Genomic DNA, 12,630 nt, shown 5'->3' on the forward strand with positions numbered 1-12,630 from the left:
TTCCGGGAGGCTTGGCGGCGCCGCCAAGCCGGCATCGCCGCCCGTCAGGCTGCCATCCGCCGCGGTGACCTTATAGAAAAGCCGGTCGTCCTGGTCGATCATCAGCAGCCGTTCCGTGCCGGCAGGGAGGTCCAGCCGCGGCTGGTTGCCGTCGTCATGCACATGCAGGCAGACTTCGCGCGCGATTTCATGCAGTGCGCGGTCGTAAGCTTCATTGGAGTAGCGGACCGAACTGGAGTAGGTCACTGCGACATCAAGGACCAGCAGGACAAGCAGCGGCCCCAGCAGCCACGTCAGCAGCGTGCGGCGCAGGGTGGCGTCAGTCAGCCGCATTGTCGCTGTGTTCGAGCAGGTAGCCCATGCCGCGGATCGTGCGGATGGTGCATCCATAGGCTTCGAGTTTCTTGCGGACGCGATAGACATAGACTTCCATCGCGTTCGGGCCGACGTCGTCGCCCCAGCCGTACAGGTGGTTGACCATCTGCTCCTTGCTGACCACGCGACCTTCCTTCATGAGCAGCAGTTCGAACAGCGCCAGTTCGCGCGCCGACAGCTCGATCGGCTGGTTGTCATGGAACAGCCGACGGCCCACAGTATCCAGTCGCAGCTTGCCATGAACAAGATCGGGCGTGGAATTGCCGTGCCCGCGCCGCAGCAGCGCGCGCACGCGTGCTTCCAGTTCGGGGAGGTCGAAGGGTTTGGTCAGGTAGTCGTCCGCGCCGAGATCGAGGCCGCGCACGCGGTCGTTCAGGGTGTCGAGGGCAGTCAGGATCAGGACCGGCACGCGCGACTTGCGAGCGCGCAGGCGGCGCACGATATCGAAGCCGCTCATGCCTGGCAGGCCGATATCCAGCACCACCAGGTCATAGGTATGGATGCTCAGCGCCTTGTCGGCCTGGTCGCCGTTGGCCACCAGGTCTACCGCATAGGCCGATTGCACGAAGGCACGGTAAAGCGCGTCGGCGAGGGTCTCGTCATCCTCGACAAGGAGAATTCGCATTGTCGTCCAGGTTGGGGGTGCGGGTGATGCCGGGGATTCTAACCGAGGGGCGGGCGGAAAAACAAAAGGGCTTGCAACGAAATCGCTGCAAGCCCTTGTTTTTACTTGGTGGCCCGGGGCGGAATCGAACCACCGACACAAGGATTTTCAAGACGAAGGCCTCAACTTAGGCGTCCACTATTCTTGATTTTGTCCAGGGACTTCCTTGCCGCAACCATCTTACCATGGTGCGAGTACGGTCGATCCTTATGCTGAGCCCCCGACGCTTTTCCTTTTCGGCTTTCCCAGGGATAAACATTTCTATCGTCTCCGCCGGGAATGTCCGGAGGAAGGCCAATCTTGTCAGAAGGACCGGCGAAAGACCGGAAAATCCTGGGTACCTAAAAGACTTCCTGTAGGTACTAACTTCAGGGAAAACTTTTCAGGTCAAACTTTTCAGTTGGTTTGTCCTGTAATAGGACCAGCAAAAGACCAGTACCTTCTGAATGAGGACTAACGCATCTTAACCATTGGCGCTTTCCTTACCTGCGGAAGGCGTCTCCTTTCACTGACCGGCGCTTTGCATTGTCGATAATATGATCGATGATGCGCTCTTGGCTTTTCCATTTCATTACTAGCTTCGAGGGGTCCATCGCAAACTCCGCGACAATATCGAGCAATTTGTCCAGAGGAAGCGCTTGCAGTTCATGACGCAACGCATCGTCGCCGTGGTCGGAGAGTGTGGCAATCGGATCTATGACCGCCGGTGCACGGGATCGATGCCTCTTTTTGGTGCGTTCTGCCCCTTCCGGATTGTTTCCAACTAACGCCGACGCAGTGGTGGTCAGCGCAAGTTGCAAGCGCTGTGCGAAATCAGGATTGCGTTCGATCTCCTCAAGTACCACCGTGCCAATGGCGCGCAGCGTCTCTTTTAGGATCATATTCCAGCCCTTTCCATGATTTCTTCCGTCAAGGCCTTGTAAAGATCATACTGTCCACGGTAGCCCCACTTCTGGCGTAAAGTCGAGACGGGTTTATATTCTGCCGCGTCGGCTGCCTTGTCGTTCTCGGGAATGATCGTCTTGAACAACGGCGCATCGGATTTTCGCCGCATCTGACGCAGTGTGGTGTTGTGCGTAGTTGATTGTTCGCGATACTTCGAGATAACGATACCGTAGGCTTCGATGTCATCGGCAATGGTGTCGGAGAATTGCCCCACGCGCTTCACGATCTGGGGGATGCCATAGGTGGAAAGCACGTCCGGAATGGTCGGTATGATGTAGCCGTTCGAAATCCTAAGACCGTTGAGCGTAATGATGCCGAGATTCGGGGGGCAATCCACGATCACGACATCATAGTTGTCGAGTACCGTACGTGTGGCTCGTCGAAGAATATCGGTCGGATTCTCGGCATAGAATCGGCCGCTTGACATTCCTGCCAGACGGTCTTGCACGTCTATGAGATCGAGGCTCGATGGTAACAAATCGAGCGTGCGGACATCTTCTACATTCGACACACGTTTCTGGATAGCTTTTTCAATATCAAAGTGCTTCGCCTTCTCGTCTGGTTCGAGTGCATCTTTGAACAACTGGGCAAGAGTATGCCCCGCGTCGTTTAGTGCGTGCCATTTCTCCTCGCCGATGAGCATGGTGGTAGCGTTCGTTTGAGGATCGAGGTCTATGACCAGGACCTTCTTGCGAAAGGTGGCAGACAACATTTCTGCTACAGCCACAGTCGTCGTGCTCTTACCGACGCCGCCCTTCAGGTTGATCGTTGCAATTACTGTTGCCATTGGGACTCTCCTTTTTCTTAACCATGCGCGTATCTGCGACAAACGAAACACCGGACCAGACTTGAGATCGACGACGGGGGCGGGAAAATCTCGCGCTCGCTTTCGCCAGTTCGCAACAGCGGAGGGCGTTACTCCAGCCAGTTCGGCCACTTCATACAAACCTACTAATTCCTTCTCTTCCATCACACACTCTGTGAAGTTTGTTCACGATTATTGTGAATTAACTTCACGGAGTTGTCAATTGGTTGAGGCCACGCGGTACGGGATTTCATGATGTTGTTATTTTAGAAATAAAAACGCCTAAAGCTCCTTTCGGATCTTTAGGCGTTGTCGGTGTAGTGAAACCGGCGTCAGAAAATTTGCTATACGGACAACATGACTAATAATTACAAAAAACTTATGATGCATGGCAAGAACGCAAGTGCAACCCCTTCAAAAATCATGGGATAAAAGTATGGCATTCGAAATTGTTCATAGCGTTATTCACGGTTTTTCAAAGGAGCCCCACCAACCCGTCCAGAACGTTGTGAAGAAAGTAGCGTTACTTGACAATACTCTTCCTGCGGTACAGTCCCTCGTTAAGGGAATAGCAACGTTGCTTGGGAAACGTGCAAACAACCAAGTGTGGGGTCGATTTGGTGATGATGGGCGCGAGGGTCCATTTCCAGAAAGGTTTTCTGCTTACGCTAACGATCTGACGCAAGTAGACGACTTCCTGTCACTAACACATCTCGCCGTGGATCAACTTGCTGTACAGGCCGGTGATCAGCCGCTTGCCACAGGAGGCCACATATTGTTCTCCCTTTATCGCGACGAAGGCGGCAGTGCCGTGCTCCTTGTGGCCATGATTAAGCAAAAAAGCGGAGTTTCTCTCGACAATAACTACGTGCCTGTTGGAATTGTAGAAGTTGATATGTCGAAACTGCATCAGGCCGCCCAAATAAGAGTCGCCCATTTCATTGAAGATCAGCACGTAGAGGAAGATGAGGAGGAGGGCGGAATAGATAGAAATTACTTGTCATTTCTGTCTCAGCGCGCAAACGGGCAGGCCTCTGCTTATTTCATTACTGCTTTAGGATGCGTGGTTGGCATTTCATCAGCCCGGGCCACAGATAAGATATTCGAGGCAGTCGACGCGTTTTTCCAAGCCAACGGTGAGATTGCTCAATATCGAAGGGCCGCAAAGGAACGAGTTACAGAGTATCTTCACCAACAACTTGGGAGCAATCAACCAGCATCACTCGACGATATTTGTGCTGTCTTGAACCGAGTAGTTCGTCCTGAACACGTTGCGCACTTGGAATCCGTTTCCGAATTTATGAATGGTCCAGTGTACAAGATTCCAGACGAGTTTAATGTTCATAAGACAGCGCTAAAGAAACATGCCAAGGTGACGCTTGAAAGCGAACGTCTCAACATTAAATTTGACCGAGCCATTTTGGGAACAACCGTAAATTCAGAAATCTGTTACGACAAGCAGAATAAAACTTTGCTTATAAGAAACCTGTCTGATGGATTTATTGAAAAGCTGGATAGCACCATATTAAATGGCTGATTAAAAAATCATGTTCTCGTCCGTTGTTAACCTGTACCGTGCTTTGGGTCGGCCAGCCATAAGTCGGGCAGGTACGTACACATTTGAAGGGACGACCACCCCGGAAACACAAGCGCTGGTCGATAGCTGCAGTGACATGAGTGCCGTGTTTGGCGAAATTGATGTCCAAAAAATCGCTGCTGGGAAGGTGCGTCTCGAAGTTTCGCTGCCAAATGGTGACGTGGGCAGGTTTTATTCGTCAAGCGAAGCATTTTTGCTCAACACACCCTCGATAGTTCACGGGGTGCTTCCTGAGAATTTTTACGTCGCCGATATTGACTACTTTTCCGGCGATGCAAATAAACCGGAGAAGATCAAGTCGATCGAATTACTATCGACTTTTATCAAGCTGCTTTCAGAATTTGCTGAAGACAGCTCTGAGTTGCAGGGAGGTGGTATCAATCGCCTCTTGTTTGTTTTGCCTCCCGATGGGCGGAAGCCCCAAAAGACAGTAGTTGTGCCGATTATTCTTGAGGCAACCGCGCTCGACAATACGTTAATTCACCTCAGGATCTTAGAGGAGTTAGTCGACCCATCGAATGAAAAGAAGCTGCATATTGAAGAACGTCGGCTTGTAATGCGAACTGCCATCGGCGACGTACTAAGCAATGCAGAGAACGGTGCCAACCTATTGACCTATCTCGCGAAGAATTGGCGGGAGGTGCTACATAAGTATCGGCATAACTTCCAAGCGTACATAAACAATTTCGCCTTTGACGAAGTACGCAAAAAAATAGCCGATGCTGAAATAGAGTACGCGTCTAAGTTAAGCGGAGTACTCGGCGATATTGCGGGCAAATTACTTGCCTTGCCAGTGTCATTGGTAGCATTGATAGCGCTAGAGGAAGCTAAACAAGGTACTGCCTTCTGGATCGGATGCATCGGCCTCATCATCGTGACAATCATTTATGTACTTGTCCTGCATAATCAGGCACTGCAGGTAAAACGGCTAAAAGACAGCTTTGATTTAGCGTTCTCACCGTTCTTTGGCAAGATGGCGACATATCCCGCCGCGCTAAAGTCCGTCCTTGAGGAGCGAAAGACGGGAATCAATAAGCAAATCCGGACGTTGCGGATCACGTTTTGCATATTCTACGTTCTTGCCTTTGTCCCTACGCTCGGTGTGTTTTATCAAGTATCCGTCCGATATCACGGTCAAGTCACTGAAATATTGGCTCGACTTTTCCCCGCCGTAACTTAATTCTTCACTATGCAACTGTGAACCACGTTCGGGTCAGTGAGTCTCGCATATACCAGCCAAAATGCTCGCTGGAGAGCGGCATTAAGTAACCAAGTTTCTATTGTCTCCCCAGCGTCTGGATCTCCACTTTCCGCATCGCCACCGATAATTCGTATTCGTATAGCGTAACGTTTGGAAGGTACGAACACGCAAGTCGAAGATCTTCTGAGATGTCCCTCGCGGCGATTATTCCGCGTACCGTTTGTCCTGGTTCTGCGAGGTGTTGTTCAATCCATGCCATGTACCGAAGTATTTGTCCTATCACCCGGTCATAACCCTTCGAGACTTTGAGCTCGATAATCACGAGTCGATTTTTTGCATCGACCGCGAGGATATCGATAAAGCGGCCACCAGCCGGATATTCAATGCCCGTGATTCCTTCCTCCTGATAGAGCCGGAGCCCCGGTTCGATAATTGAAAGGTTCTTGGCGAGAAAGCTTTGCAAGTCCTTCTCGTAGGCGAACTCGCTGGGCGAAGCCAGTATTTCATTGTCCTCCACTGTGCCAGGCAGGTCGGTGCTAGCCGCGACATCGGACTTCTCGTGGATCGGAGGCCGATCATTCGCAGCGTCATAGAGCCGGAAGTGCTCGGAATCGATCTGATACAGCAAATCTTCGTCTTGCTTGGCGCTGTAATGCAGACGGCTGGGAGCATTCGTCGAAAAGCGAATGAGATGGGCGGCGATCGTGCCTTCTTTGATCAGCGGGTAATGCTCGGCAAACCATTTGATCGCGTCAGCCTTTGTAAAGTGCTTCTCTTTTTCTGGTGCGAGCTCGGCAATCATGTCCCTCAACAGAACGCGCACCGGCTTTTCGTAAATCGCCATCGGAGCCCTTGATTGTTGGTTTTGTATTCGTAGTATAGCGCCGCATGATCGCGAAAAGTCACCGAAGGGCGTGCACTGGAGACAGAGTGTCCGCGACACGCAGCGCAATAAGCTATGTCAGCATTTTGTTCTGTAATGTCTGAAGTTCTTTTTGTCAGCCCTCTGACGCTGGCACCTATAATGGCGGTTTGCACCGACAGAAAAAGACATAGGTATATGAAAATTGATCTTAATAATCCTCAGGATTTTACGTTTGCCAACGTTCGCAAGCTCCTCGCCTCGGGAAATGCTGACCGCGATATGGAGATACGGGTCACCAAGGCCGGCGTTGCATTCCTGTCGGAAGTGACTGGCCCGGAGCAAATGGAAGGAATCAGTTTTCGTATCGGCGATATTGCCATGAATGCTGGCGACGGAGACTTCATCGGCCCGGCGGCGAGAGCGGCGACCGACGATAAACTGGTCGATCAAGTTTTCAGAACCTTGAAAAAAAACTGGCCTAACCCAGGTTCAACATGTGTTGATGTCGAAGCATATTGATACTGGCATGTAGCGCTGCTGACAGGTCTGCACCACTTTCGCTAAAGTGATAGCAGCAAAACGCGGCGGCCATCGATCGATTGGGGTAAGCACCTTCTGTTGCCGCTTTTTGCATGAAGGCGCATATATCAAGTACATGACCTCACCTGGTATTGACCACCGACTTGGTCGTTTTTAAACAGATACCCCAATGCGAGTTTTTTCGCATTGGGGTATCTGTTAATGGCACTGTTCCGGCTTGTTTGGGCTATGACCGCGCATAAAGCGGCTTCTTATCACCTGAACGCCACTGCGTGAACACATGTTTTCGCTGGTACACAAAATATCACCGTTGGATCTTGTTGGCTTTGGCCATGTCAGACCAAGTCCAACTCTCGATCTAGCAAGGCACTCCGTGCGCACGGCTATTAAAGGTCCTGCGCCTCGCTTTCAATGACAAACTTCCGTCGAATGGGAGAAATCGGCAAATAGGTGCGCCATTGCTTAAAGATGCACCGCCTGTGAAAGGCCAAATATCGTTTTTGTTCCTTGCTCGGCTTTGCGATGCAGAAAGAGTTATCGCTCCATCCGCAAAAGTCCTCATCCATTGCAGGGTCGTCTATTTGCTTGCCACTTGAACTAAAGGTTATGAGGCCCGCTGAAAACAGGTCGGCGTGTTGCATATCGAGGAGAAGATAATTTTCTGGATCCAAGAGTTCGTCGTCTGAACAAACTTCCCACGGCTTGATCAGGGTAGCAACCAGAATCAGAGATTCGGGAGCATCCGATATAAACCGAGCCAAGTCACGGTCAACTACAAATTGTGCCAGCGCGCCTTCTGCTTCCAGCGCCAAACATAATTCAATCTTGCGGGCGGCGTCAATATCAGTACGGTTCATTATCTTGATACTGCGAATGCGCATCGCGTTGTCGCACCTCTCTTTGATCTCGCTGTAAGCACGCTTAATTTTCCAGAGGACAGAATCAAGGCTATTTGCATATTCAGTCGGCAATGCGAGAGCGGAACGCATCTTCTCAAAATGGAACCCATACGCGGCTGCGGCTTCCCTGATAGCATCGCGCTGACGCGGCGAGATCCTCAACGTGGAATCTAAGTGCATCAGGTCTATCCTAATTTGCCGCGGGCAGGGGCAGCCGAGGTGCATGCGGCCTACTGGTCCAAGCAGGAAATCGGTAACCCGTCCTACTGAAACGATCCGGCACCCACGGACAGCAACGACTAGATCACCGATTCTCATGTTTTCCATGTCACCTTCTAGAGCAACAACCAGTTGTGCGCTCCAGACGTAAACCTTCCGTAAGGCTTCGAGATTAATAACGGTTATACGGCAAGCGTTTTCTTTCTTCATTTTTGTTCCCAAAGTAATTTTGAAAATGGTGCCTGATGGCCCACTAAAGTTTTCCCCGATAAAAAAAGAGGCCACACGAAGGTGGCCTTTCAGGGGGAGTTACGCGTCATTCATGACAACGGCAAGCGTTTTGCGCGGGTAGCGCTGTTTTGTTATACGCGTCGGTCAACAGCCAGTATGAGTGGCCGTTCAAATCAGGATTGCCCTAGCCTTGGGCTACGGCGATTTCATCGTCGTTAAATGCCTCCTCGATGCTGATCTTGTGTTTCTTGCGAATGTCGACGATCTTGTCGCCTGCATCGCTTCGTGGTTGGATGGTATCCTCCTGCCGCTGCGAGATGAGCTTGCAGGCCCGTATCGGTTTTCCCGAGGATTTCCGTAATGTTGCAATACCCAGTTCGGTCAGTCGGCGGCCAAACTGCGCACTGTTTCGTGGGTGGAATCCGTTGGTTGTACAGAATTCCCGGTATGCCGCGTACAGATCTCCCACGGATGTACCGGTATCGCACGATACGAGAAAGTCGCGGTGAAACACGGCGACGGCATCGGACTCAACGCGGTACGTGGCAACGTGCTCCAGCGAAGAAGGCGGGCGTTCGAAGCCGCCGCGCTTTAGGAGCCGCTGCAGCCCGACAACTGCAAACGCCAGGATGCCAGCGCGTTCTTCAGCCAATTTCTCGGCCAGGCTACTGTCACGTTCATGTGTTTCGAAGATGCGATTGAACGACAAGATCACCGCCCGTCGCGCAAATCCCTCGGAATGATCCTTGAGGTGGGGAAGATGATTTGTAGCCGCGACCAGTTTTACGTACGGGCGGAACGAATACGACTCTTTCCATTTCGGGTCCGCTTCGACTTCCTCGCCGGATGTAATCGATTTTAGGTAGCCATCGGCCTGGGTTGCCTGCACATTCATTTCCGTTGAGATGTTGAGATGCTTCCCCTCCAGCGTTGTCCGTACGGCGGGTACGGACAATCTGTCCAACATTGCCCAGGTCGTGTTTTCACGTCCGACCAAGTCGGCCATCACGCGAAGAAGAACGCTCTTGCCATTTGCGCCATGACCGGTGAACCAAACGAACGTCTCGAACTTGTTGCTCGGGTATAGGAGATACCCCATGAAGTCCTGCAAGAAGATTACCCGCTGGTGATAGTCCGGCTCGCTGCCCCAAATTTCGCGAAGAAACTCAAGAAAGCGCGGTGCCTTGGCCTCAGGTATCCACGGCGTAGGAAGTCCGGAAAGCAAGCGCGGGTAAGGCGAATGGGGCCGCAATTCACCGGTTGTCGGATCGAGCGTCCCATTGCTCAAGCAAATCAGTCGATTCGGTAAGCGGGCATGCTCATTTGAAGCATCGTCCGCCGTTTCATTCGCATGATCGGCCAATAGAAGCTTCAACGTTTCGGTGACCTCCCTTACGCCTGAGGCAGAGATGTCAGGAGCAAACTTGAGAATCTCCTTCATCACGTCTACCTTCATGTCGAGTTGACGCCAATAGCCGTTCTCGTACATGCGAAAGTTCTCGTGGTAATACCATACCGGCCCGGTAAAGAGGTTGGCGCGCACCGCTTCTGCGATCTCCCGGTAGGTTTGCACCTCGGAAGACGAACCCTTGCCGGACGTGTGAGGCGCATCCGGGATGTTCGCAAGGAGAAGCGCGTCCACATCCATTGGCGCGTCACCGCTTTCAATGAAGACAAACTTATGTGCCTTGTTCGCCTCAGGGCAGCAAGGGGTATAGAAGATACGGCTCTCATCCCTGGCCGAGGTATCCGCCTTTGTCCCAAGCATATGACACATCGCTGCCCATACCTTTCGCCATTCCGCCGGCTTGATTGGCCGTGACGGCAGGACGACGACGCGAAAGCGATTGCCACTTGAATTTTTGAAGGTCGAGTAAATGACGCACGGCCAGCGTAAGCGTTGGCAGTTCGCAATGACCATCTCCTTATTGCCGTCATCGACATCAAGCACCGCCAGAGAGAGTTCGATGACGTTGTGGTTGGCGCGGGTTGTGCCGGGCGCATACTTTGCTCCCGAAAAGGCCAGGCCATCTTTCTTGGCACGTACTTCATGCTCGCTGAGCATCTGTACGAGCTCTTGCCAATCGAGCGTGAATGGCTCGGGCTGCTCGTCCGTCTTGTTTTTGAAAATGCTTATTTCGAAAACGCTTGTATTGAAATCTTTTTCGGTTCCCATATGCTGATTCCTGTTTGCTGGAAGTGAAAAAAAGACCGCCAACTGATGAAGCAGCGGGCGGTCTGTCAGGGAAGCACGAAATTTGTTCCCTATTATATTGTTCCCAAATTTCTGAAGAAGGTTGTTCAGGAATTGCCTGATCCGTAGGGCTGAAACGATTTTGTTCAGCCGCAGCCGCTATCTCCTATGGGGTACGGAGTTGAAGTGACACGAAGGAGTGCGGTCACTATTGATGAGCGCATCCAGCGCTGCCGAATCGTCGGTGTACATGAAACACTTTTAGCGCGATGCGGGCGGCTGCGCGTTGGCAAGTGTCGTTACTGCCGCCATGGACGCTTCTCTCAGCGCTCGACTGTCTGCGAGATGTGCATAGCGTTGGGTGGTCTGAGAGCTTGCGTGGCCAAGCATTTTCTGAATGGTATACAGACTGACGCCTGCCACCGCGGCTGCCGATGCAAAGCTATGCCTCAAATCGTGGATTCGGGCTGGTTTGACTTTTCCGGCGGCCAGCGCTCTCGCCCACACCTTCTTAATGTTATTCATGGGTTTTTTCGGGTCTTTTCCGGGGAATACCCAAGGACTCCCTTTCACACGCGGAAGCGACTTGAGCAGATCGATCGCCATCTGGTTCAGCGTTACATAGCGCGACCTGCCCGACTTAGTGTGTTCCAGGAAAATCCGCCCTTCACTTTGCTCCTTTCCATCGGTAAGCTCCACTGCCGACCAAGGTAAGTTAAGCACCTCTGCATGTCTGAGCCCGCTATACATTAGTAGTAAACAAGCCCTTGCGCCAAGAACGTTACTGTCGGCATTCAGTGCTGCTTGGAGGCGGTTAATCTCATCTGGCTTGAGCGCGCGGCCAACATTGCTGGTCTCCATCAACTTTTTGATTCCGTTGCAGGGATTTTTCTCGACGCCTCTATCCCATGCGATCGCAAGATTGAACATCCTGGATAACAGGGCGAGGTGCCGATTGCTTGTCGCTGGCGAGTGGCTTTTTGCGATTGCAGTTCGGTACATGTCGATGTCATACCGACTGATGTCGCAGAGACGTTTCTTGCCCAGCTTCGCCAGAATGTGTAGACGCAGCTTGCTCTCGTCCATGTCGGCAGAGCGCTTGTGCTCCTTCGCGTATGGAAGATATTCCTTCTGACTGAAGTCCTCGAGTGTCGGGATCTTCCTTTGGATATCTTTTTGCGACTGGGGGTCAATCCCGCGTTCGAGCATGGCACGATACGCGATGACCATTTCTCGCGCTTCTTCGACTGTTATGGATGGAAACTCTCCGAGGCGGATTGCGCGCTTGTTTCCCCGGAATGTGTACCGCATGTACCACGTCATGCGGTCTTTGGAAACGAGGAGCTTGGCGCGCGTCACCGTATCCGTGTATTCAAACTCCTTCGTCTTTGACCCCGCTTGGGGGCGCTCCAAGTTCGCGCAAACCTTGTTAGTAAAACGCACTTGGCGGTTCGTCATGTGATCCTCCTTACGATAGACATGAAAAAGCCGCCGAAGGACGAATCCGAGGGCGGCTGTGGCTTCCTGCAGGAAGAATTCTTGAAATTTCCTCCCTATTATGTTGTTCAAAAAAGCGCCAAGAACTTATTTGAAGAAATGCCTGAATTTCAGCGCTGCAAGGAAATCGTTCCGGCGGACGCGCTAAGTCCTATGGCAAAAAGCGGCGGTAGGGGCTGCCGTGGACGGCCATAATTCAAGGCACAAACATGGGAAACCAAATGCGATCGAGATTTCCTATGCGTCGGCTGGAAGCCGGGAAACTGCAGGCAGGTCGACGCCGGTTTCACTAGACCTTGGGTCTGTGAAGAGGGATTTCACCGCTACCTCGCATAGACTAAGCGCCCGCGACGCTGCCGCGCTTCTCAGAATGCATGGAGCGACGGGGTTACGGCAGTTGTCGGTCTATTTCCGGTAATCCCGCCTTTCGGTTTCTCACCCCAGAACTTTGGCAGGTTGCCTCCCTCCCTCCCCGACAAGCAGACTGCGTGAGATCAGCGCAACCGGTGATGTGCTGGATTTTCTGAGGACGACTGATGGAACGGGGAGGGAGGGAGGCAGCTTCTATAACTTTTATTCCCCACTTCTCCCCGTGTTC

12 protein-coding genes are annotated in these 12,630 nt (G+C 52.2%); 4 read left to right on the top strand and 8 right to left on the bottom strand.

What is annotated here, in order from left to right:
* The 4 genes from AYR66_RS26140 to AYR66_RS26155 all read right to left on the bottom strand — a co-directional run.
* Nucleotides 1-333: sensor histidine kinase N-terminal domain-containing protein (locus AYR66_RS26140; protein ID WP_170942379.1), on the bottom strand; the 333-nt coding region annotated here is incomplete at its 3' end.
* A complete protein-coding gene (locus AYR66_RS26145) occupies nucleotides 320-1,000 on the bottom strand; it encodes a response regulator transcription factor (protein ID WP_088710468.1) in 681 nt (226 codons plus the stop codon). The genes AYR66_RS26145 and AYR66_RS26140, both read right to left, overlap by 14 nt.
* A gap of 521 nt (nucleotides 1,001-1,521) precedes the next feature.
* Entirely contained in the window at nucleotides 1,522-1,920 is a 399-nt protein-coding gene (locus AYR66_RS26150) for a hypothetical protein (protein ID WP_206047345.1), read from the bottom strand.
* Nucleotides 1,917-2,954 (bottom strand): AAA family ATPase, encoded by a 1,038-nt coding sequence (locus tag AYR66_RS26155; RefSeq protein ID WP_206047346.1) that lies wholly within the window; start codon nucleotides 2,952-2,954, stop codon nucleotides 1,917-1,919. Before AYR66_RS26155 ends, AYR66_RS26150 begins: the two co-directional genes overlap by 4 nt.
* 271 nt (nucleotides 2,955-3,225) lie before the next feature.
* Between AYR66_RS26155 and AYR66_RS26160 the strand changes: the two genes are divergently transcribed.
* Both AYR66_RS26160 and AYR66_RS26165 read left to right on the top strand, forming a co-directional pair.
* On the top strand, nucleotides 3,226-4,326 hold the full coding sequence (locus AYR66_RS26160; protein ID WP_170942380.1) for a nucleoid-associated protein: 1,101 nt from the start codon (nucleotides 3,226-3,228) through the stop codon (nucleotides 4,324-4,326).
* A gap of 10 nt (nucleotides 4,327-4,336) precedes the next feature.
* A complete protein-coding gene (locus AYR66_RS26165; RefSeq protein ID WP_141104332.1) occupies nucleotides 4,337-5,566 on the top strand; it encodes a hypothetical protein in 1,230 nt (409 codons plus the stop codon).
* Between the two features lie 97 nt (nucleotides 5,567-5,663).
* Here AYR66_RS26165 and AYR66_RS26170 read toward each other — a convergent pair whose 3' ends face one another.
* The gene (locus AYR66_RS26170) at nucleotides 5,664-6,431 is read right to left on the bottom strand and encodes an endonuclease NucS domain-containing protein (protein WP_088710472.1); all 768 of its coding nucleotides are present in this window, start codon (nucleotides 6,429-6,431) and stop codon (nucleotides 5,664-5,666) included.
* A 216-nt stretch (nucleotides 6,432-6,647) separates the two neighbouring features.
* Here AYR66_RS26170 and AYR66_RS26175 point away from each other — a divergent pair, with 216 nt between their 5' ends.
* On the top strand, nucleotides 6,648-6,971 hold the full coding sequence (locus AYR66_RS26175) for a hypothetical protein (protein WP_088710473.1): 324 nt from the start codon (nucleotides 6,648-6,650) through the stop codon (nucleotides 6,969-6,971).
* A gap of 407 nt (nucleotides 6,972-7,378) precedes the next feature.
* Here the strand turns inward: AYR66_RS26175 and AYR66_RS26180 are convergent, their stop codons facing one another.
* From AYR66_RS26180 to AYR66_RS26190, 3 genes are all read right to left on the bottom strand, one after another.
* On the bottom strand, nucleotides 7,379-8,320 hold the full coding sequence (locus tag AYR66_RS26180; protein WP_088710474.1) for a hypothetical protein: 942 nt from the start codon (nucleotides 8,318-8,320) through the stop codon (nucleotides 7,379-7,381).
* A gap of 205 nt (nucleotides 8,321-8,525) precedes the next feature.
* A complete protein-coding gene (locus tag AYR66_RS26185) occupies nucleotides 8,526-10,517 on the bottom strand; it encodes a DNA primase family protein (RefSeq protein ID WP_088710475.1) in 1,992 nt (663 codons plus the stop codon).
* Nucleotides 10,518-10,796: 279 nt separating this feature from the next.
* On the bottom strand, nucleotides 10,797-11,993 hold the full coding sequence (locus AYR66_RS26190; protein ID WP_141104333.1) for a tyrosine-type recombinase/integrase: 1,197 nt from the start codon (nucleotides 11,991-11,993) through the stop codon (nucleotides 10,797-10,799).
* Between the two features lie 21 nt (nucleotides 11,994-12,014).
* Here AYR66_RS26190 and AYR66_RS28585 point away from each other — a divergent pair, with 21 nt between their 5' ends.
* Complete coding sequence (locus AYR66_RS28585) at nucleotides 12,015-12,227, top strand: hypothetical protein (protein ID WP_141104334.1); 213 nt, start codon at nucleotides 12,015-12,017, stop codon at nucleotides 12,225-12,227.
* The last annotated feature ends 403 nt before the right edge of the window (nucleotides 12,228-12,630 follow it).

Origin of the sequence: Noviherbaspirillum denitrificans, from assembly GCF_002211445.1 — a bacterium.
Taxonomy (GTDB): Bacteria; Pseudomonadota; Gammaproteobacteria; order Burkholderiales; family Burkholderiaceae_D; genus Noviherbaspirillum; species Noviherbaspirillum denitrificans.